The organism is Microbacterium sp. NPDC056044 (genome assembly GCF_042267145.1).
Classification (GTDB): Bacteria; Actinomycetota; Actinomycetes; order Actinomycetales; family Microbacteriaceae; genus Microbacterium.
This window is the reverse complement of record NZ_JBHJWZ010000004.1, coordinates 630,392-651,086: the sequence shown is the minus strand read 5'-3', so window position 1 is coordinate 651,086 and position 20,695 is coordinate 630,392. Positions and strand designations below refer to the sequence as shown.

The 20,695-nt window shown below is 70.8% G+C and carries 19 protein-coding genes and 1 rRNA gene; 6 read left to right on the top strand and 14 right to left on the bottom strand.

Annotated features, from left to right (window positions below; all coding sequences use genetic code 11):
- The 3 genes from ACFC1I_RS14915 to tyrS form a co-directional block, all read right to left on the bottom strand.
- Positions 1 to 280: ribosomal RNA gene (locus ACFC1I_RS14915) — 16S ribosomal RNA — on the bottom strand; the annotation flags it as partial.
- Between the two features lie 493 nt (positions 281 to 773).
- Positions 774 to 1,595, bottom strand: a complete 822-nt coding sequence (locus ACFC1I_RS14910; protein WP_376010845.1) for a DUF4184 family protein — start codon at positions 1,593 to 1,595, stop codon at positions 774 to 776.
- A 45-nt stretch (positions 1,596 to 1,640) separates the two neighbouring features.
- Positions 1,641 to 2,942 (bottom strand): tyrosine--tRNA ligase, encoded by a 1,302-nt coding sequence (tyrS, locus tag ACFC1I_RS14905; RefSeq protein WP_376010843.1) that lies wholly within the window; start codon positions 2,940 to 2,942, stop codon positions 1,641 to 1,643.
- Positions 2,943 to 3,101: 159 nt separating this feature from the next.
- Between tyrS and ACFC1I_RS14900 the strand changes: the two genes are divergently transcribed.
- Both ACFC1I_RS14900 and ACFC1I_RS14895 read left to right on the top strand, forming a co-directional pair.
- Positions 3,102 to 3,698, top strand: a complete 597-nt coding sequence (locus ACFC1I_RS14900; RefSeq protein WP_376010841.1) for a DNA-binding protein — start codon at positions 3,102 to 3,104, stop codon at positions 3,696 to 3,698.
- Positions 3,699 to 3,702: 4 nt separating this feature from the next.
- A complete protein-coding gene (locus ACFC1I_RS14895; RefSeq protein ID WP_376010838.1) occupies positions 3,703 to 4,299 on the top strand; it encodes a hypothetical protein in 597 nt (198 codons plus the stop codon).
- 27 nt (positions 4,300 to 4,326) lie between these two features.
- Here ACFC1I_RS14895 and argH read toward each other — a convergent pair whose 3' ends face one another.
- From argH to argC, 7 genes are all read right to left on the bottom strand, one after another.
- Positions 4,327 to 5,757: an argininosuccinate lyase gene (argH, locus tag ACFC1I_RS14890; protein WP_376010835.1), complete on the bottom strand. Its 1,431-nt coding sequence runs from the start codon at positions 5,755 to 5,757 to the stop codon at positions 4,327 to 4,329.
- Positions 5,758 to 5,949: 192 nt separating this feature from the next.
- The gene (locus ACFC1I_RS14885; RefSeq protein WP_376010833.1) at positions 5,950 to 7,098 is read right to left on the bottom strand and encodes a heparan-alpha-glucosaminide N-acetyltransferase domain-containing protein; all 1,149 of its coding nucleotides are present in this window, start codon (positions 7,096 to 7,098) and stop codon (positions 5,950 to 5,952) included.
- A gap of 13 nt (positions 7,099 to 7,111) precedes the next feature.
- Entirely contained in the window at positions 7,112 to 8,035 is a 924-nt protein-coding gene (argF, locus tag ACFC1I_RS14880; RefSeq protein ID WP_376010830.1) for an ornithine carbamoyltransferase, read from the bottom strand.
- Positions 8,032 to 9,246, bottom strand: coding sequence for an acetylornithine transaminase (locus tag ACFC1I_RS14875; protein ID WP_376010827.1), 1,215 nt, complete (start codon positions 9,244 to 9,246; stop codon positions 8,032 to 8,034). The genes argF and ACFC1I_RS14875 overlap by 4 nt, the downstream gene beginning before the upstream one ends.
- Positions 9,243 to 10,142 (bottom strand): acetylglutamate kinase, encoded by a 900-nt coding sequence (gene argB / locus ACFC1I_RS14870; RefSeq protein ID WP_376010824.1) that lies wholly within the window; start codon positions 10,140 to 10,142, stop codon positions 9,243 to 9,245. Before argB ends, ACFC1I_RS14875 begins: the two co-directional genes overlap by 4 nt.
- Positions 10,139 to 11,296, bottom strand: a complete 1,158-nt coding sequence (gene argJ / locus ACFC1I_RS14865) for a bifunctional glutamate N-acetyltransferase/amino-acid acetyltransferase ArgJ (protein ID WP_376010821.1) — start codon at positions 11,294 to 11,296, stop codon at positions 10,139 to 10,141. The genes argB and argJ overlap by 4 nt, the downstream gene beginning before the upstream one ends.
- Positions 11,293 to 12,366 (bottom strand): N-acetyl-gamma-glutamyl-phosphate reductase, encoded by a 1,074-nt coding sequence (gene argC, locus ACFC1I_RS14860; protein ID WP_376010818.1) that lies wholly within the window; start codon positions 12,364 to 12,366, stop codon positions 11,293 to 11,295. Before argC ends, argJ begins: the two co-directional genes overlap by 4 nt.
- 276 nt (positions 12,367 to 12,642) lie before the next feature.
- Here argC and ACFC1I_RS14855 point away from each other — a divergent pair, with 276 nt between their 5' ends.
- From ACFC1I_RS14855 to ACFC1I_RS14840, 4 genes are read left to right on the top strand one after another with little or no spacing between them, the layout of a single operon-like run.
- Complete coding sequence (locus ACFC1I_RS14855) at positions 12,643 to 13,305, top strand: hypothetical protein (RefSeq protein WP_376010816.1); 663 nt, start codon at positions 12,643 to 12,645, stop codon at positions 13,303 to 13,305.
- Positions 13,298 to 13,597 carry a transcriptional regulator gene (locus ACFC1I_RS14850; RefSeq protein ID WP_376010813.1) on the top strand — a complete coding sequence of 100 codons (300 nt, stop codon included), beginning with the start codon at positions 13,298 to 13,300 and terminating at the stop codon, positions 13,595 to 13,597. Before ACFC1I_RS14855 ends, ACFC1I_RS14850 begins: the two co-directional genes overlap by 8 nt.
- The gene (locus tag ACFC1I_RS14845) at positions 13,594 to 14,535 is read left to right on the top strand and encodes an ABC transporter ATP-binding protein (protein WP_376010811.1); all 942 of its coding nucleotides are present in this window, start codon (positions 13,594 to 13,596) and stop codon (positions 14,533 to 14,535) included. Before ACFC1I_RS14850 ends, ACFC1I_RS14845 begins: the two co-directional genes overlap by 4 nt.
- Positions 14,535 to 15,287 carry an ABC transporter permease gene (locus tag ACFC1I_RS14840; protein WP_376010809.1) on the top strand — a complete coding sequence of 251 codons (753 nt, stop codon included), beginning with the start codon at positions 14,535 to 14,537 and terminating at the stop codon, positions 15,285 to 15,287. Before ACFC1I_RS14845 ends, ACFC1I_RS14840 begins: the two co-directional genes overlap by 1 nt.
- Here the strand turns inward: ACFC1I_RS14840 and ACFC1I_RS14835 are convergent.
- The 4 genes from ACFC1I_RS14835 to pheS all read right to left on the bottom strand — a co-directional run bounded on the left by ACFC1I_RS14835 (position 15,278) and on the right by pheS (position 20,677).
- Positions 15,278 to 16,258: an NAD-dependent epimerase/dehydratase family protein gene (locus tag ACFC1I_RS14835; RefSeq protein WP_376010806.1), complete on the bottom strand. Its 981-nt coding sequence runs from the start codon at positions 16,256 to 16,258 to the stop codon at positions 15,278 to 15,280. The two genes, ACFC1I_RS14840 and ACFC1I_RS14835, sit on opposite strands and share 10 nt — an antisense overlap.
- Before the next feature lie 72 nt (positions 16,259 to 16,330).
- Positions 16,331 to 17,071: a dienelactone hydrolase family protein gene (locus ACFC1I_RS14830; RefSeq protein WP_376010803.1), complete on the bottom strand. Its 741-nt coding sequence runs from the start codon at positions 17,069 to 17,071 to the stop codon at positions 16,331 to 16,333.
- A gap of 22 nt (positions 17,072 to 17,093) precedes the next feature.
- Positions 17,094 to 19,628: a phenylalanine--tRNA ligase subunit beta gene (gene pheT / locus ACFC1I_RS14825; RefSeq protein ID WP_376010800.1), complete on the bottom strand. Its 2,535-nt coding sequence runs from the start codon at positions 19,626 to 19,628 to the stop codon at positions 17,094 to 17,096.
- A complete protein-coding gene (gene pheS / locus ACFC1I_RS14820; RefSeq protein WP_376010798.1) occupies positions 19,628 to 20,677 on the bottom strand; it encodes a phenylalanine--tRNA ligase subunit alpha in 1,050 nt (349 codons plus the stop codon). Before pheS ends, pheT begins: the two co-directional genes overlap by 1 nt.
- Between the last annotated feature and the right edge of the window lie 18 nt (positions 20,678 to 20,695).

The window sequence follows — 20,695 nt, the reverse complement described above, 5'->3', positions numbered from 1 at the left end:
CGTCGACGCCTTGGTGAGCCATTACCTCACCAACAAGCTGATAGGCCGCGAGCCCATCCCAGACCAAAAAATCTTTCCAACCCCCACCATGCGATGAGAGCTCATATCCAGTATTAGACGCCGTTTCCAGCGCTTATCCCAGAGTCCAGGGCAGGTTGCTCACGTGTTACTCACCCGTTCGCCACTGATCCACCAAGCAAGCTTGGCTTCACCGTTCGACTTGCATGTGTTAAGCACGCCGCCAGCGTTCATCCTGAGCCAGGATCAAACTCTCCATAAAAAAATGATGCCCACCCGAAACCGGGAAAACGGTAAACCAGGCAGACGAGTTCAATCATGACCAAAAACGAATATCAAACTGACATCCATGAATTGATCCAAAAAAGACCCCCACCAACCAAAAAATGGTCGACAGAGAAAAAAATTGGCATTTGACAAGTGCACGCTGTTGAGTTCTCAAAGATCGGACGCACCAGCCAGCAAGGAATCTCACGATCCCCGCCCCGGCTGGGCAACTTCACTATCTTATCTCGCAGAAGCGATCCCGTCAAATCGACCGGAGCTCTTCGAGCGAGACCCCATCTCTCCCGCAAGCGGATGATCCACGGTGTGGATCGTGAGGTGATGGGTGTGGTTCGCAACTTGAGGGGAGCCAGACCCTGAGGCCTTCCGCTCTACCCTTTGGGGCGAACAACAAGAACATTACGTGGATCCGACCCCGCCGTCGAATCGAGCTCGCACCCCGGGCGTGTCGTCGGCGTCGAACCGCGGAATCACGCGGGCGCGGTCTTCCGAGCGACGCGGTGGCGCAGCACCTGCACCACGACGCACAGCGCGACGGTCACCGCGCCCCACAGCGCACACGCCGGCGGAAGCACCCGGTACGCCAGGTGGGCGACCGTGAACTCCGTGTCGAGCGGGCCGAACGCCGCGAGTCCCCACAGCCACGTCGCCGCCAGCATCACGGGCAGCGACACCCACCACGCCCAGCGCACCCATGACGGGAGGACGCTGGACACGGATGCCTCGGGCTCACGACGTACCAGCCACACCAGCATCCAGATCCCGATGATCGCCAGCCCGAGCGCGCTCGAACCGTGCTGCAGCCACTTGTAGCCGGGGAGCGGTCCCCAGTCCGAGTCGAGCGCCGGGATCAGGGCGCTCCCCCATCGCCCCTCGTGGGTGAACAGGTCCCACACGATGTGGCTCACCACCCCGAACGCGAGCGAGACGACGAGGAGCAGCATCCGTCCCCATGACACCCGCGCGGGCGTCCCCGAGATCGCGAGCGTCTCGCGCAGGGCCGGGCCGGCGCCGGCGTCCCACTCCCGCGGCAGCCTCGCCGCGAGCTCGCGCGGCGAGAGTTCACGGACCGCCGGTCGCAGCATCAGACGCCAGACCAGGAGCAGCACGAACGCGAGCACGATCGTCGCCGGCAGCCACGCGAACGCGTGGGTGAAGCCGTAGTGCAGCGGAAGACCGCGGACGAAGAGCGGCAGATCCGGCGTCATCGCCCCGATCGCGATCGCCGCGGGCACCAGCGGCGTGCGCACGAACGGCAGCGCGACGACGGCGTGGCTCGGGGTGAACGGCATCGGTCAGCCGTCCACCCGCAGAGCCACGCCGTTCGTCACGCGGCGTCAGCCGACGAACACGCCCGCGAGCGTCTTCTTGCCGCGACGCAGCACCGAGACCCCGCCGGGCAGTGCGCCCGACACGGTCGCGGACTCGTCGTCGATCTTCGCGCCGTCGAGCGAGACGCCGCCCTGGGCGATCGCGCGGCGCCCCTCGGACAGACTCGAGACGAGGCCGGTGTCGACGAGCGCCTGCACGATGTTCGTGCCCGCGGCGACGGTGGCGTTCGGGAGCTCCTCGAGGGCATGACGCAGCGTGGTCGCGTCGAGCTCGGCGAGGTCGCCCTGGCCGAACAGCGCCTCGGAGGCGGCGATCACGGCGGCCGCAGCATCCGTCCCGTGCACGAAAGCTGTCACTTCGAGAGCCAGGCGCTTCTGCGCGGCACGGCGGAACGGCTCGTCGGCGACGAGGCGCTCGTAGTCCTCGATCTCGGCGCGCGTCAGGAACGTGAAGATCTTGAGCCGCTGGATCACATCGGCGTCGTCGGTGTTCAGCCAGAACTGGTACATGCGGTACGGGCTGCACATCGCGGCGTCGAGCCAGATCGCGTTGCCCTCGCTCTTGCCGAACTTGGTGCCGTCGCTGTTGGTGATCAGCGGCGTGCCGATCGCGTGCACCGAGACGCCCTCGACGCGGTGGATGAGATCCGTGCCGCTGGTGAGGTTGCCCCACTGATCGCTGCCGCCGGTCTGCAGCACGCAGCCGTACTGGCGGTACAGCTCGAGGAAGTCCATGCCCTGCAGGATCTGGTAGCTGAACTCGGTGTAGCTGATGCCGGCCTCGGAGTTCAGGCGCGCCGCGACCGCGTCCTTCTTGAGCATGGTGCCCACGCGGTAGTGCTTGCCGATCTCACGCAGGAAGTCGATCGCGCTCATCGGCGCGGTCCAGTCGAGGTTGTTGACGATGCGCGCCGCGTTGTCGCCCTCGAAGCTGAGGAAGCGCTCGACCTGCGAGCGCAGGTAGCCGACCCATTCGGCCACCGTTTCGCGCGTGTTGAGCGTGCGCTCGGCGGAGGGACGGGGGTCGCCGACGAGTCCGGTCGAGCCGCCGACGAGGCCGAGCGGCTTGTGGCCTGCGAGCTGCAGGCGGCGCATCAGGAGCAGCTGCACGAGGTTGCCGAGGTGCAGGCTCGGAGCGGTCGGGTCGAAACCGCAGTAATACGTGATCGGGTCCCCGGCGAGAAGGGCGCGCAGCGCCTCCTGATCGGTGGACACATGCACGAGCCCACGCCACACGATCTCATCCCAGACGTTCTCGAACGCCGGGTCGATCGCGGGCGCAGTCGCGCTCACGATGGTTTCTGACACGCCCGCCAGGTTATCAGCGACGGATGCCTCGTCCCGCGGGTGCGCCCGAGGTTGAGCCTGTGGGTTGAAGCGGGTAGCACTTTAGCCTGAAGGCTTGTTTTACTGAAGCTCTGAGGCTAAACTTGCGCTCACTTAAGCTCTCACGCATAAGGAGTCTCGATGTTCGTGATCACGAGCGACCAGCGCGACAGCCGCAGCAGCGCCGACCTCGTCCCGACCGCCCTCACCTCCGTCCGCACGCAGGGACGTCACGGGGTCGCGCTCGCCCCCGAGCGCACCGCGGGCGACGAGGTGCAGGTCGCCGTCGCCGACGCCGAGGCGCTGCTCGCGATCGTGCTCGACCTCACCCGCTCGGGTCAGTGGAGCGTCGGAGTCGGCGTCGGAGAGGTCGAGACGCCTCTGCCCGACAGCGTGCGGGCAGCGCGCGGCGAGGCGTTCGTGAACGCGCGCGACGCGGTCGACCGTGCGAAGAAGGCCACCACCCGCGTCGCGATCACCGCCGCGGACGGCGGCGACGCCGAGGCGCTCGTGCGCCTGCTGGTCGAACTGCGCGACCGGCGCACCGCCGAGGGATGGGAGATCTACGACCTGCTCGCGGAGGGCATCACCCAGCGCGAAGCCGCCGCACGCCTCGGCATCTCGGAGGGCGCGGTGAGCCTGCGCGTCAAGTCGGCGGGCCTGCGCACCGAGGAGGCGGCCGTCCCGGCGCTGGCCCGCGTGCTCGCCCGGCTGAGTCCGGGGCCCGTGCCAGACTGACGCCATGGTCTCCCCGGACGTGATCCTCGTCGCCGCGCTCACGATCTTCCTGTTCCTCGCGCTCTGCGGTGCGCTCGTGCTGGTCGTGATCAGCCTCCGCAAGCCCACGACCATCCCGCTCGCCGTCGCGGCCGTGCTCGTGGTCCTATGCCTGCTCGCCGTGACGGTGTCGCCGGTGAACGTGCCGCTCCTGCTCGGCCTCGGAATCGCGCTGCTCGGAACCGCCCTCGCGGTGCTGGGCGGCAACCCGATCACCCGCCGCATCCTCGAGATCGCGAGCCACGGGCGCGTCGAGGAAGGCGACAACGGCGGCATCCTCCTGCGCGCTCCCTCCCTGCCGGGCGCCGTCGCCGGCGAAGGCGCCGTGCGCGAGGTCATGCGCGGCGGCACCACGATCGGCTACCTCGAGCGTGTGGCGGTGGTCCTGGGCATCATCGCGGGGTTCCCCGAGGCGATCGCGGTGGTCGTGGCGCTCAAGGGCATCGGCCGGTTCTCGGAGCTCGCGACCGCCGAGACGCGCGAGCGCTTCATCATCGGCACGCTCGCGAGCCTGGTGTGGGCGTGCGTCGTCGCGGCTCTGGTGCGTCTCGCGATCTGGTGACCGCGAGGGGCCTTCCTCCCCGAGTCCCTAGAGCCCGAGGGCGTGCGCCGCGTCCTGCACGCGCTGGACGAGCTCGGCCCGCTGCTCCGCGACCCGCACGGGGGCGGTCCCGCCGACGCCGGTGCGGCTCGCGACCGAGCCCTCGACGCTCAGCACCTCGCGGACCTCGGGCGTGAGGTGCTCCGAGACGGTGGTGAGCTGCGCGTCGGAGACCTCGTGCAGCTCGAGGCCGTTCTCCTCGCACACCCGGACGAGGTGGCCCGAGATCTCGTGCGCGTCGCGGAACGGAACGCCCCGCTTCACGAGCCACTCGGCGACATCGGTCGCGAGCGAGAACCCCTGCGGTGCGAGCGCCGCCATGCGGTCGGTGTGGAATCGCATGGTCGCGACCATGCCGGCGAACGCGGGCAGCACCGTCTCGAGCGTGCGCACCGAGTCGAACACCGGCTCCTTGTCCTCCTGCAGGTCGCGGTTGTACGCGAGCGGCAGCGCCTTGAGCGTGGCGAGCAGGCCGCTGAGGTTGCCGATGAGACGCCCGGCCTTGCCGCGCGCGAGCTCGGCGATGTCGGGGTTCTTCTTCTGCGGCATGATGCTCGAGCCCGTCGAGTAGCCGTCATCGAGGGTCACGAAGCCGAACTCGCGCGTGTTCCAGAGGATGATCTCCTCCGCGAACCGCGAGACGTCGATGCCGATCATGGCCGTGATGAACGCGAACTCGGCGACCACATCACGGGAGGAGGTGCCGTCGAGCGAGTTCTCGGCCGGACGGTCGAGTCCGAGCTCGCGCGCGACGAGCTGCGGGTCGAGCCCGAGCGTCGAGCCGGCGAGAGCGCCGCCGCCGTACGGCGACACCGCCGCGCGCGCCGACCAGTCCCGAAGACGTTCCAGGTCGCGCACGAGCGGCCAGGCGTGGGCCTGGAGGTGGTGCGCGAGCAGCACGGGCTGAGCGTGCTGCAGGTGGGTGCGCCCCGGCATGATCGCCTCGGGGTGCGCGTCGGCCTGCGCCACGAGTGCGTCGACGAGACGGAGGATCTCGCGCGCGATGGTGCGCGAGTGGTCGAGCAGGTACATGCGCACGAGCGTCGCGATCTGGTCGTTGCGGCTGCGACCTGCGCGCAGCTTGCCGCCGAGCTCGGCGCCGACGACGCCGATCAGCGCCTGCTCGAGTGCGCCGTGGACGTCCTCATCGGATGCCGCGGGCCGCAGCGTCCCGTCGGTCACGCCTTGGGCGAGCACGTCGAGGCCGTCATGCATGGCCTGCTCTTCGTCGGCGGAGAGATACCCCGCCGCGGCGAGCGCCTTGGCGTGGGCGTGTGAGCCGGCGATGTCGTAGAGCGCGAGATCCCAGTCGAAATGGGTCGATCGGCTGAGCTCCGCCAGCTCCGGGGACGGTCCCGTCGCGAAACGGGCTCCCCACAGTGCGCCTTCGTTGGTGCCGTCGCCCTTCGATTCACTCACCCACCCAGCCTACCGACGCCCCGCCGGCCCCACCGCCGCCGTGACAGCCACCGTGCCCGTGCCCGAAACACGGGTCGGTCACGCAACACGCCGGGGCGCAGCATCCATCATCGGCGTGTCGACCCGATCGACCCGTGTTTCGGCAAGAAGGACTTGGGGGGATGGATGCCTCGGCCCGGCGTGCCGGGATGGTCAGCGGGAGCGGCGGGGGGTGGTGGGGACGGCGAAACGCGAGGCCGAATCGAGCAGCGTCTCGAGGGGGCCGCGGCCCACCAGGAGCGCCCACGCGGTGCACAGCACGACGGTGCCGAGGGTGAGGGGCCAGAACGGCAGCAGGGCGCGGAAGCCGGCGAGGTCGCCGACGCGGTCGAGCACGGCGGCCGCGACGGCGGCCCACACCAGGAGCTGCAGCGTGTACGCGGTCAGCGGCATCGCGCCCACGGCGCGCAGCGGCAGCACCACCCACACGACGAACGTGCGGCAGACGAGCAGGCACAGCCCGAGCACGGCGAGCGCGAAGCCGCCGGAGCCGATCACCTCGAGCAGGCCCGTCGAGTGCGGGCGAGCCGTCCAGAGCGCCCCGAAGAACGACGACGCCTCGGCCTCAGGGCCGGACCCCGTCGCGCCGAGCCCGTAGCCGAGCGCGGCCAGCGCGGTGCCGGCGATCACGAGCCGCACCTGCACGCGCAGGCGGGTCACGCCGGCGCGGGCGACGCCGAGCCCGGCGACGACGAACACGATCCACGTCGTGAACGGGTAGTGCCAGCCGAGTCCGAGCGACACCGCATCGCCGACCGGGGAGCTCCAGAACGGGAGCGCGTCGAGGACGACCTGCACGAACGGGAGGATCACAGCCAGCACCGCGGCGAGCACGAGCAGCGCGCGCGCAGGCAGCGCGGTCAGCGGCAGCGCCAGCAGGAACATCAGCGCGTACGCCGGCAGGATCACGAACACGGGCACGCCGGTGGCGATGAGAAGGATGCCGAGCACCCAGAGCAGACCCGCGCGCACGGCCAACCGCCCGCGCGCGGTCGTCATCGCCGCGCCGGTGAGCGGCGACGCCCCTCCCGTGACCAGCCCGATAGAGACACCCGCGAGCGTCGCGAACAGGATCGAGGAACGCCCCGACACGACCGCGATCCAGGTGCCGGGGTCGAGCACGTCGAACGGCTCGGTGATCCAGAGCAGGTGCGCGGCGAACATGCCGAGCACCGCCAGACCGCGCGCGAGGTCGACCCCGCCGATGCGGGCGGGGCCGTTCAGTCGCTCCCAGCGCGTCGCGAGCCAACCGTCGGCGCGCGGGCGGGAGTACTGCGCCTCGCTCGCGCCCTGCGCGCTCAACGGCCGGGCGCTCTCAGTCCTGGCGGAGGAGCCAGACGAGCAGGGCCTTCTGGGCGTGGAGGCGGTTCTCGGCCTCGTCCCACACGACGCTCTGCGGCCCGTCGATCACCTCGGCGTCGACCTCGTAGCCGCGGTCGGCCGGGAGGCAGTGGATGAAGATCGCGTCGTCCTTCGCGAGCCCCATCAGCTCCTGCGTGACCTTGTACGCGCCGAGGTCGCGCAGGCGCTCGAGCTTCTCCTCCTCCTTGCCCATCGACACCCAGGTGTCGGTGACGATGACGTCGGCACCGGCCGCCGCCTCGTTGGGGTCGGTGTAGAGGGTGACCGAGCCGCCGGTCTCGGCGGCGCGGCGGTCGGCGTCGGCGATCACGTCGTCGCGCGGCGCATACGTCTCGGGCGACGCGACGCGCACGTGCATGCCCGCGGTGACGCCCGCGAGCACGTAGGAGTGCGCCATGTTCGACTTGCCGTCGCCGAAGAACGAGAGGGTGAGCCCGGCGAGTTCGCCCTTGTGCTCCTTGATCGTGAGGAGGTCGGCGAGCAGCTGGCACGGGTGGAAGTCGTCGCTCAGCGCGTTGACGACGGGCACGCGCGTGCCCTCCGCCATCTGCTCGAGCCCCGCCTGCGCGTACGTGCGCCACACGATCGCCGCGACCTGGCGCTCGAGCACACGGGCCGTGTCGGCCGGGGTCTCCTTGCCGCCGAGCTGGCTGTTCGCCGTCGAGATGATGAGCGGCGAGCCGCCCAGGTCGGCGATGCCGACCGCGAACGACACGCGCGTGCGGGTCGACGACTTGTCGAAGATGACCGCGACGGTCTGCGGGCCCTCGAGGGGCTTGAGCTTCCAGCGGTCCTTCTTGAGCGAGACCGCGAGGTCGAGGATCTCGTCCTGCTCGGCCTGCGTCAGGTCGTCGTCGCGCAGCAGGTGGCGGGTCATGCGGAAACCTCCGTCGAAGCGTCGAGCACGAGGGCGTCGGCCACGGTGCGCAGCGACGCGGTGAACAGTTCGATGAACTCGTCGATCTCGACGTCCCCGATCGTGAGGGCGGGGACCAGGCGGATCGTCTCGTCGTTCGGCGCGTTGATGACGAGGCCGTGCTCCTGCGCGGCCGCCACGAGTGCTTTCGAGACAGGATGCTTCAACCCGATGCCGATCAGAAGGCCCGAGCCGCGGCATCCATCGATCAGATCCGAATCGATCCCCTCGATCGCGGCGCGCAGCTGCGCGCCCCGCTCGGCGGCGTTGCGGACGAGATCCGCCCGCTCGATCTCGCCGAGGACCGCTCCGGCGACCGCGGTCCCGAGCGCGTTGCCGCCGAAGGTCGAGCCGTGCGTGCCCGGGTAGAACAGCTCGCTCGCGGCGCCGAACGTGATGAGCGCGCCGATCGGGAAGCCGCCGCCGATGCCCTTGGCGACCGTGATGGCGTCGGGGGTGATGCCCTCGTGCTGGAAGGCGAACCACTCCCCCGTGCGCCCGGCGCCGGTCTGGATCTCGTCGATGATGAGGAGCGCCCCGTGGCGCTCGGTGATCTCGCGCGCGGCGGCGAGGTAGCCCTCGGGCAGCGGCAGCACGCCGGCCTCGCCCTTGACGGGCTCGACGAACAGCGCGGCGACACGGTCGTCGATCGCGGCCTCGAGCGCCTCGACCGTCGAGTCGATGAACTCGACGCCGGGCGTCATCGGGAGGAACGGCTCCTGCATATACGGCTTGCCGGTGAGGGCGAGCGTGCCCATCGTGCGGCCGTGGAACGCGTCCGTGAGCGCGAGGATGCGCGGGCGCTCGGTGCCGCCGTGGAGGCGGGCGAGCTTGAACGCCGCCTCGTTGGCCTCGGCGCCCGAGTTGCCGAAGTACACGCGGCCCTCGTCGCCGGTGCCGGCGATCCGCTTCAGGGTAGCGGCGAGCGCGAGCTGCGGCGGCGTGGCGAAGTAGTTCGACACGTGCGCGAGGGTCGCTGCCTGCGTCGCGATCGCGTCGACGAACACCGGGTGGGCGTGGCCGAGCGAGTCGACCGCGATCCCCGCGAGGAAGTCGAGGTAGCGCTTGCCGTCGGCGTCCCAGAGGTACGAGCCCTCGCCGCGCACGAACATCTGCATGCGAGCACCGAAGCTCTTGACGAGGTCGCGCCCCGCATCGTCCTGCCACGTCATCCGAGCACCACCTCTGTTCCGATTCCCTTACTGGTGAAGATCTCCACGAGCACCGAGTGCGGCACCCGCCCGTCGATGATGGCGGCGGTCTCGACGCCGCCTTCGACGGCCTCCAGGCACGCCGCCATCTTCGGGATCATGCCCGACTCGAGCGTCGGCAGCATCGCCTTCAGCTCCGTCGAGGTCAGGTGCGACACGAGAGAGTCGCGGTTGGGCCAGTCGGCGTAGAGTCCCGCCACGTCGGTCAGCACGACGAGCTTCGCAGCGCCCAGGGCGACGGCGAGGGCGGATGCCGCGGCATCCGCGTTGACGTTCAGCGAGTGTCCCGGGTGGTCGAGGTCGGGGGCGATACTCGAGACCACGGGGATGCGGCCCGCCTCGATCTGGTCGAGCACGGGCTGCGGGTCGACCTGGACGACATCGCCGACGCGGCCGAGGTCGTGCTCGACACCCTCGATGACCACGCCGCGACGGCGGCCGCCGAAGAGCCCGGCGTCCTCGCCGCTGAGCCCGGTCGCGACCGGGCCGTGCGCGTTGATCTTCGACACGAGCTGCGGGTTGATCTGGCCGGTGAGCACCATGCGCACCACCGAGATCGCCTCGGTGGAGGTGACGCGGTAGCCGCCCTTGAACTCGCTCGGGATCGCGAGCCGGTCGAGCATCGACGAGATCTGCGGGCCCCCGCCGTGCACGACGACGGGCTTCACCCCGACGTAGCGGAGGTAGGCGATGTCGGCGGCGAAGGCGTCCTGCAGCTCCTCCGACACCATCGCGTTGCCGCCGTACTTCACCACCACGATCTGGTCGCGGAAGCGCTTGAGCCACGGCAGCGACTCGATGAGGGTCACCGCCCGCGCGCTGGCTTCACCGGGGTCGGTCTCTTGCAGGTCGGTCATGAGGAGTAGGCGCTGTTCTCGTGGACGTAGTCGTGGGTCAGGTCGTTGGTGAGGATCGTGGCGGTCGCGGCGCCGACCTTGAGGTCGATCACGAGGTGCGTCGCGCGCGGCGTGAGGTCGACCGCCTCGCGCGGGGCGTCGGGGCCGCCCGCGCTGCACACACGCACGCCGTTCATCCACACGTCGACGTCGTACGGGTCGAACGCGGCCTGGGTCGTGCCGATCGCGGCGAGCACCCGGCCCCAGTTCGGGTCGTTGCCGAAGATGGCGGCCTTGAAGAGGTTGTTGCGGGCTACGGACCGGCCGACCTCGACGGCGTCGTTCTCCGACGCGGCGTTGACCACCTCGATCGTGATGTCGTGGCTCGCTCCCTCGGCGTCGCCCTGGAGCTGCTGGGCGAGGTCCTGGGAGACCGCGGCGAGCGCCGCGGCGAACGCATCGGGGTCGGGGGTGACGCCCGAGGCCCCGCTGACCATGAGCGTGACCTGGTCGTTCGTCGACATGCAGCCGTCCGAGTCGAGCCGGTCGAACGTGCGGCCGGTGGCGTGTCGCAGCGCGGCGTCGGCCTGCGCCGAATCCAGCACGGCGTCCGTCGTGATCACCACGAGCATCGTCGCGAGGCCGGGTGCCAGCATCCCGGCGCCCTTCGCCATGCCGCCGATCGACCAGCCGTCACCCTGCGCGACGGCCCGCTTCGGACGCGAATCGGTGGTCATGATGGCGAGGGATGCTGCGTCCCCGCCGTCGGCGGAGAGCTCGGCGATGCCCTGCTCGGTGCCGGCGAGCACCTTCGCACGGAAGACCTCGTCACCGGTGCCGATGAGTCCGGTCGAGCAGACGAGGATGTCGCCGGCGCTGACGTCGAGCAGCTCGGCGGCCCTCTCTGCGGTCTGGTGCGTGGTCTGGAACCCGAACGAGCCCGTGAAGCAGTTCGCACCGCCCGAGTTCAGGACGATGGCCTCGACCACCCCGTCGCGGATGACCTCCTGCGACCACATGATGGGGTTCGCCTTCGCGCGGTTGCTCGTGAACACGGCGGCCCCGACCTTGAGCGGCCCGCGGTTGACGACGACCGCCACATCGGGCTTGCCGGTGGACTTCAGGCCCACGGCGACGCCCGCCGCCTCGAATCCCTGGGGGGCGGTGACGCTCACGGCGCGACTCCGTTCACGCTCAGCGCGGTGCCCTCGGCGAGCCCCAGCGCGATGTTCATGGACTGCACGGCGGCTCCGGCCGTGCCCTTGACGAGGTTGTCGACCGCGGTGACGACGGTCACGCGGTTCGCGGCGCGGTCGATCGCGAGGCCCATCAGCGCGGTGTTCGCGCCGACGACGTCGGCCGTGCGCGGGAACTCACCCGCCGGCAGCAGCTGCACGAACGTCTCGCCGGCGTACGCGGACTCCCACGCGGCGCGGATCTCGTCGTCGGTCGCGCCCGGGGTGATGGGCGCGGTGGACGTCGCGAGGATGCCGCGTGACATCGGCACCAGCACCGGCGTGAACGAGATGCGGATGCCTTCATCCGCCGTGGTGCGCCGTTCGGCACCCGACGCCCGTGCTGCGGCGAGCGCCTGGCGGATCTCGGGGATGTGCCGGTGCGACCCGCCCACCGCGTACGGGTTGGCGGTGCCGAGGATCTCGGCGGCCAGCAGGTTCGTCTTGAGGCTCTTGCCCGCGCCGGAGGGCCCGACGGCGAGCACCGTCACGATGTCGGACGGATCGATGACGCCCGTCGCGACGCCCGGCGCGAGGCTCAGGCTCACCGTGGAGGCGTTGCAGCCGGGGGCGGCGATGCGCGATGCGCCGGCCAGACGCGCGCGCTGCTTCGCGCCGGCCACCGGCAGCTCGGGAACGCCGTAGACCCAGGGCTCATGGAAGTCGCCGCCGTAGAAGCGATCCCAGTCGGCGACCGATTCGAGCCGGTGATCGGCGCCCGCGTCGATCACGAGGGGCGTGTCGCCGAGGGCGTCGGTGTACTGCCCGGACTGGCCGTGGGGCAACGCCAGGAAGACGATGTCGTGACCGGCGAGGATCTCGGGAGTCGTCTCGGCGAGGGTCAGGTGCGCGAGGGAGCGCAGGTGCGGCTGATGCTGGATGAGCGGCTGTCCCGCGTTGGAATGCGCGGTCACGGTGCGGATCTCGACGTCGGGATGCGCGGCGAGGATCCGCAGGATCTCGCCGCCCGCATAGCCGGATGCGCCGGATACGGCGACCGAATATGTCATGGATTCCACCTTAGAGTCTGGGCGCTTCGACGAAGCTCGACAGGGAGCCAGATGACGGCGACGCCCACTCGCGACGGTCCATGACGGACGGCGTGCGGGGTCGCCTAGAGTCGGCGCTCGCCCAGACGGCGTCGGCGCGCGGGAGCGGCGCTCGGAACGAGCGTCGAGAGTCCCTGGGTCGCCGAAGGCATGCGCCGACGATAGCCGCCGGGTCGCAGCATCCGCAAATCTGACGACCTCTTGACGCAAAGTACTTTGTGCTGCAAAGTACTTTGCATGAGCAGCGATGACACGGATGCCCGGGCCGACGCGGAGCGCATGTTCGAACTCATGCAGTCCCAGCGCCGCAGCACGCAGAGCAGGCTGGTGCGCGGTTACACCGTGCTGCTGATCGTGTGGGCGGCCGCGTGGGCGATCGGCTTCGGGGCACTGTGGTTCGGCGACGGCGTCGGCGGGGTCGACGTGATCCCCGCCCCCATCTCGTGGACGGTGTTCGGCGTCTGCATCCTCGGCGCGATCGTCTGGTCGATCGTGACGGGCATCCGCAGCGGCGCCTCGGGCATCCGCGGCAGATCGCGGCTGCAGGGGATGCTGTACGGCTGGTCGTGGACGATCTCGATGATCGGCACGTGGCTGCTGCTCATGGGCGTGCAGCGGGCGGGGCTGTCGCCCGAGGCGGCTGCACTGCTCTACCCCGGTGCGTTCGTGCTGATGGTGGGCGTGCTGTACCTCGCGGGCGGCGCGCTGTGGCGCTCCCCCGTGCAGTACGCGCTCGGCATCGTGATGATCGCCGTCGTCGTGATCGCGACGTTCGTCGGCGACCCGTACCACTACCTCGTCTACGCCACCGCCGGTCCGCTCGCGATGATCGTCGTCGCGGTGCTGATGGGGCGCGGGATCCTCCCGCTCGAGCCGAGGCGGGAGCCGGCCCATGACTGAGCTCGACCCGGTGATCCACGCCCCCGCGCGGCTGCGGATCATGACGACGCTCGCCGAAGCGCTCGAGGAGGGCGATGAGATCACCTTCCCGCTGCTGCAGAAGCTCCTCGACATGACGCCCGGCAACCTCACCACGCACCTCGCGAAGCTCGAGACCGCGGGCTACGTCGAGAGCACGAAGACCTTCGCCGGCAGGAAGCCGGTGACGCTCGTCGCCATCACCCCTCAAGGGCGTGCCGCCTTTCGCGCGTACCGCACCCAGCTTCTCGAACTCCTCGGAGGATCACGATGAACACCACCCTCACCACCCCGGCCCGCACCCGCGGGCGCAGCGCCGGCCTCGGTGACGCCCTCGTCCGCACCGACGCCGTCGTCAAGCGCTTCGGCGACGTCACGGCGCTCGACGGGGTCTCGCTCGACATCCGCGCCGGCGAGTGCGTGGGCCTGCTCGGCCCGAACGGCGCCGGCAAGACCACGCTGCTCACCCTCATCGAAGGGCTGCGCGTGCCGACGTCGGGCTCCGTCACGCTGTTCGGCGGCGACCCGCGCGCCGCGGCGTCCCGCGTGCGGCTCGGCACGACGCCGCAGGCGACGGCCCTGCCTGAGGCGCTCAAGGTTCGCGAGGTGCTCGAGTTCGTCGCCGCGCACTACCCGTCGCCGGCCGCCCGGGCGGGCATCGTCGAGGAGTTCGGGCTCGGCGACCTGCTGCACAAGCAGTGCGGCGCGCTCTCGGGCGGCCAGCAGCGGCGCGTGGCCGTCGCGCTCGCCTTCGTCGGCGAACCCGACCTCGTGCTCCTCGACGAGCCGACCACGGGCCTCGACGTCGACGCGCGCCGGAGTCTCTGGAACGCGGTGCGCTCGCGCCACGCCGCCGGGTGCGCCGTCGTCGTCACCAGCCACCACCTCGAGGAGATCGAGCAGCTCGCCCAGCGCGTGGTCGTGATCGACGACGGCGTCGTCCGCGCCGACGACTCGCTCGCCGCCATCGTGTCGGGCGTGGCGCGTCAGCGCGTCACCCTCGCGGGACTGGACGTCGCCCAGGTGCAGGCGCTGGCTCCCGAGGCTGTCGTGACGCACGACGTCGATGCCGCCACCGTGACCGCCGTGCTCGCCGATTCCGATGCGTTCGTACGCCGGCTCGCGGCATCCGATCTCCCCTTCTCGAGACTCACCGTGCGCGGAGCGACCCTCGAAGAAGCCTTCCTCTCGATCACGAAGGGAGCCGCGTGATGTCCACGCTGAGCCTCGCCGCCGTCCACACCAAGTTCAATCTGATCGAGACGGTCCGCATCCCCATCGCGGTGATCGGGTCGCTCGCGTTCCCGACGCTCGCGTTCTGCCTCTTCGTGCTGCCGCAGCGCGTCGTCACCGACGACCCCGAGTTCGCGACCGCGGCCGTCGCATCGATGATCGTGTTCGCGTTCATGTCGGCGGGCCTGTTCTCGATCGGGATCGACCTGGCCGAACAGCGCGCCAAGCCGTGGGCGCCGTATCTGCGGACGCTCCCGGGTGCGCCCGCGGCCCGCATCATCGGGCTCATGACCGCGACGCTCGTCATCGCAGCGGTCGCGATGATCCCGCTGCTGGTGATCGGCGCGCTCTTCACCGCCGCCGACCCGGCACCGCTCGACCTGCTCGCGGCGATCGGCCTCGTCATCGTCACCGCCGTGCCGTCGGCGCTCATCGGCGTCGTCATCGGCACCACGTGCGGACCGAAGGCGGCGATCGCCGTCACCCAGGTCGCGATGTTCGTGCTCGCGTTCGGCGGCGGCCTGTTCCTGCCGCCGGTGATGTTCCCCGAGTGGTTGAACGTCGTCTCGATGACACTGCCGGTGCGCCAGGCACGCGAGATCGTCGTCGGCACGGCACTGGGCACGGGCGCGCCGCTGTGGGCCGTGCTCGGGGTCATCGGGTGGACGCTGGTGCTCGGCGCCCTCGCGATCTGGCTCTACCGCCGCGACGAAGGCCGCCGCTACCGCTGAAGCTCGCCGAGCAGCGCGAGTTCGTCGGGCCGGGTCACCCCGGCCCGGCGTTCGCGTTCGAGGCCTCGGGCACGCTCGTCGGCGAGGGTGCGCTCGAGCGTGTCACGCAGCGGGCGCAGGCGCCCGCCCAGCAGACGGTAGGCGGCGTTGGAGCGGGTCCAGAACCCCGGCATGTCGGCCGGCAGCCACAGCGGGAGCGACCGCGGGCCCATCCAGTACGCGACGTCGTGCTGCTCGAGCCAGTCGTCTGCGGCCGTGACGAGGGCGCCGGAGTGCCCGGCGGCCTCCCGGGCTTCGGCGAAGAGGTGATCGAGGCTCACCGGATCACCGACAGCGTTCACGACGCCGGTCCAACGCTCCCGGCCCACCGCCTGAACGAAGTCGGCGAGGTCGTCGACATCGATGACCTGCGCTCCGCGGTCGACTGTGTCGGGAGTGAGGACGTCGTCGGCGCCCGCGAGCGCGAACCGCCCCACCCAGTACCCGAACCGGTCGGTGGCGTCACCGGGCCCGACGATGAGTCCGGGACGCACGATCGCCGCGCGGAACCCGAGAACGGAGCGGACGGATGCCTCGGCCCGCACCTTCGCGCGGCCGTAATCCTCATCCTCATCGGGGCCGGCAGGCGTCAGCAGCTCGGCGGTCTCGTCGGCGCCCGGCACGTCGTCGGCGGCGTACACCGAGACGGTCGAGATGTAGGTCCAGTGCCGCGTGCGCTCCCCCAGTGCCGCGACCGCCGCGGCGACGTGGTCGGTGTTCGACGACACGTCGACGATCTCGTCCCACTCCCGGCGGGCGACCTCGTCGTACGCGTCCGTGCTGCTGCGGTCGGCGGCCACGAGCGTGGTGCCGTAGGGCGCATCGCGTCCGCCTCGGGCCAGGCACGTGACGGCGGCTCCGGCATCCGCCCATCGCTCGGCGATGCGCCCGCTCAGCCAGCCCGTCCCGCCCAGCACCAGTACGTCGGTCATGGCTCCACCCAACCAGACGGGCCGGGTCGAGGCATCCCTTCTCCGCCGACGGCAGAGCGTGAGAAGTGTGAGTCAGACGCGGTGGCGGAGGAAGCCGGTCACGCGCTGCCACGCGTCGGCCGCGTCGGCCGGGTTGTACCGGCGGCCGGTGTCGTTGAAGAACGCGTGCGCCGAGTCGGGGTACACGACGGCCTCGAAGTCCACGCCCGCTTCCGCCATGGCCTCGGTCACCGCCGGGAGCGCGTCGATCAGCGCAGGATCGTGCTGCCCGTAGATGGCCAGCACCGGCGCCGAGATGTCGGCGATGCGATCGGCCGACGGCGCCGTGCCGTAGAACGGCGCCACCGCCCGCACGCGGTCATCGTGCGCGGCGAGCAGGAACGCATAGGTGCCGCCGAAGCAGAAGCCGGTCGCGGCGACCCGGTCGTCGACGCCCGACTGCTCGGCGAGCCAGTCGACCGTCGCGCGCAGCGCGGCGACCGCCCAGGCGGCGTACTCCGGCGCCCGCATGCCCGACATCGCCTCGCGCATGCGCGGCTGCGCCGCGGTGCGCGCCTCTTCGTCGTCGCTGTTCGTGAGGGCGAAGAGCTCGGCGCCGAGCGCAGGTGCGACGCCGCCGTGGCTCAGGATGTCCGGGGCGGCGACGAGCCACCCCTCGGCGGCGAAGCGGTCGGCCACGTCAGTGATGTGGCCGACCAGGCCCCAGATCTCGTGGATGAGCACGAGCCCGCCGATCGGGTCGCCCGCGGGACGGGCGACGTACACGTCGAGCGACTCGCCGTCGGCGAGCGGAACCGTGATCATCTCGGACATGGGGCTCCTTACGGGATGGATGCTACTCGCGCAGCGTCGCCCCGAAGCGCTCGGTCGCGACAGCCACCCCCGCGAGCTTCGCCTCGGTCGCCTGGGCGGCCGTGAGCGTGCGGTCGGGGGCGCGGAAGCGCAGCGCGAACGTGAGGCTCTTCTCCCCCTCGGGCACGCCCTGTCCGCGATAGTCGTCGACCAGGCGCACCGACTCGAGGAGGTCGCCGGCGCCCTCGACGAGCGCGGCGCGCACCTCGGCCGCGGGCACATCTCCGCCGAGCACGAGCGACACGTCCTGTGTGGCCGCGGGGAAGCCCGAGAGCGACGCCGCCACGACCTTCTCCCCCGCGAGCGAGAGGACGAGGTCGAGATCGAGTTCGGCAACGATGACGCGACCCGGAAGATCGGATGCCTCGGCCACCGCGGGCAGCAGTTCGCCGACGTAGCCGACCTCGGTGCCCTCGACCGAGAGCACCCCGGCGCGGCCCGGGTGCAGCGCGGCGCGCCGGCCCTGTGCCACGTCGATCGTGACGCCCGCGGCGGCGGCGACCGTGCGGACCGCGTCCAGCGCATCGGCGAGCTCCGCCGTCACCGGCGCGACCCCCGGCTGCTTCGCGACGAGGCTGCCGGTGAGGAGCACGGCGACGTGCCGGTGCTGGGGCGGGATCGAGGCGTCGAGCTCGGCCAGGGTTGCAGCATCCGGTCGCACCGCCAGCGGCGGCACATGCGGCGTGCCGTACGGCACGCCCTGCTTCGGCAGGAAGACGACGCCCGTCTCGAAGAGCGAGAGGTCGGTGAAGCCGCGCGACACGTTGCGGTGCGCGACCTGCAACAGGCCGGGCACGAGCGAGCGGCGCAGGAACGGTGCCTGCCCGTCGAGGGGGTTCGCGAGCTTGATGCTCGGCAGGTGCTCGCCCGACGGCGAGCCGTGGAGGTCGTTCTGCTCCTCGGTGGTGAATCCGAACGAGGGCGTCTCGACGAATCCGGCCGCGGCGAGCGCGTTCGCGACACGACGGCGGCCCTGCTGCGCGGCGGTGAGGCCGCGGCCCGAGGGCGGCGTGGGCAGCACCGACGGGATGCGGTCGTAGCCCTCGATGCGCGCCACCTCTTCGGCGAGCGTCCACTTGTCGGTGAGGTCGGGGCGCCACGACGGCGGGATGACCTGCCACCCTTCGCCGCCCTCGGCACCGACGACCTCGCAGCCGATGAGCCGGAGCGCGGCCTCGATCTGGCCCGGCGTGTAGTCGACGCCGATGAGGCGCTGCACGAACGTCGGCGGCAGCTCGATGCCCGGGATGAACACCTCGGCGAACAGCGCGGCGCCGTACTCGTCGTCGCTCGTTCCGCCGGCGTACTCGACCATGAGATCGGCCACGCGGCGTGCGGCGACGAAGGGCACGAGCGGGTCGACGCCACGCTCGAAGCGACGGGATGCCTCGCTCGGGAGCTTGTGCCGGCGGGCCGTGCGCGCGATCGACACGGTGTCGAAGGTCGCCGCCTCGATGAGCACGTTGCGCGTCGTGTCGCTCATCTCGGTGGTGCCGCCGCCCATGACTCCGGCCAGGCCGATCGGCCCGGACTCGTCGGTGATGAGGAGGTCTTCGGCGTCGAGCGTGCGGACCTTGCCGTCGAGCGTCTCGAGCTTCTCGCCCGGGGTCGCGCGACGCACGGTGATGCCGCCCTGGAGCTTGTCGAGGTCGTAGCCGTGGATCGGCTGGCCGAGCTCGAGCATCACGTAGTTGGTGATGTCGATCAGGATGCCGAGCGAGCGGATGCCCGCGAGGGACAGACGCGCGATCATCCACGCGGGGGTCGGCTTGGTGGGGTCGACGTCGCGCACGACGCGGGCCACGAACTCCGTCACGCCGGCGCGGCCGCGGATCGGGGCGAGATCGTCGGCGCTCACCGAGAAGCCGGTGCCCGGAGCGACCTCTTCCCAGGCGCGATCGGCCGGGTCGCGGAACGCCGCGCCGGTCGAGTGGGAGTACTCGCGCGCGACGCCGCGGATCGACAGCGCGTACCCGCGGTCGGGCGTGACGTTGATCTCGACCGCGACGTCGTCGAGGCCGAGGAGCTCGATCGCGTCGGTGCCCACGGGCGCGTCGATGCCGAGCTCGACGAGCCGGAGGATGCCGCTGTGCTCGTCGCCGAGCCCCAGCTCGCGAGCGGAGGCGATCATGCCGTCCGACACGTGGCCGTAGGTCTTGCGCGCCGCGATCGGGAACGGGCCGGGCAGCACCGCGCCCGGAAGCGTCACCACGACCTTGTCGCCGACGAAGAAGTTGCGGGCGCCGCACACGACGCCGTGGACGGCGTCGCCGCCGTCGGCCGCGGTCTCGCCGTCGGGCGCGACGCGCACCTGGCACCAGCGGATCGTCTTGCCGTTGGACTGCGGCTCCTCGACGAACTCGAGAACCTCGCCCACGACGATCGGACCCTGCAGGTCGAAGCGGTGGACGTCCTCCTCTTCGAACCCGACGCGCACGAGCGCCGCGAGGACGTCCTCGGGCGCGGCGTCCGCGGGGACGTCGACGTACTCACGAAGCCATGAGAGCGGGACGCGCATCAGACCACCATTCCGAACTGCTCGCTGAAGCGGACATCGCCCTCGGCCATGTCGCGCATGTCCTGGACGTCGCTGCGGAACATGAGGGTCCGCTCGATGCCCATGCCGAACGCGAAGCCCGAGTACTCCTCAGGGTCGATCCCCGCCGCGCGCAGCACGTTCGGGTTGATCATGCCGCAGCCGCCCCACTCGATCCAGCGCGCACCGCCCTTGAAGGTCGGGTGCCACAGGTCGAGCTCGGCCGACGGCTCGGTGAAGGGGAAGAAGTTCGCGCGGAAGCGCGTCTTCGCCTCGGCGCCGAACAGCACCTTCGCTGCATGGTCGAGCGTGCCCTTGAGGTGGGCCATCGTGATGCCCTTGTCGACGACGATGCCCTCGAACTGGGTGAAGACCGGCAGGTGCGTCGCGTCGAACTCGTCGGTGCGGTACACGCGCCCCGGGCACAGGACGTAGAGCGGCAGGTCGCGCTCGAGCATCGAGCGCACCTGGACGGGGCTCGTGTGCGTGCGCATCACGAGGTGGCGCTCCACGGGGTCGACGAAGAACGTGTCCTGCATCTGACGCGCCGGGTGGTCGACGTCGAAGTTCAGCGCGTCGAAGTTGAACCACTCGTGCTCGAGCTCTGGGCCCTCCGCGATCTCCCATCCCATGCCGACGAAGATGTCGGCGATCTGCTCCTGGAGGAGGGAGATCGGATGCCGCGCCCCCACGCGCGCGCGAGCCGCCAGCGCCGTGATGTCCAGGCGCTCGGCCTCGAGCTTGGCGGCGGTCTCCGCCTCGGCGAGCTCGCCCTCGCGGGCGGCGAACGCCTGGTTCACGCGGCCGCGGGCCTGGCCGACGAGCTTGCCGAACTCGGCCTTCTTGTCGTTGGGGACGTCGCGCAGCCGGGCGTTGAGCTTCGCCAGCGGCGAGCCCTCGGCGGAGTGCGCGGAGCGTGCGGCCTTCAGCGCTGCGGTGTCGCCCGCGGCCGCGATGGCCTCGAGGGCGGCGTCGACGGCGGCGTTCACCGCCTCGGGCGTGATCTCGGTGGTTTCGGGAGCGTCGGACACGAAGACCGAGTCTACCGG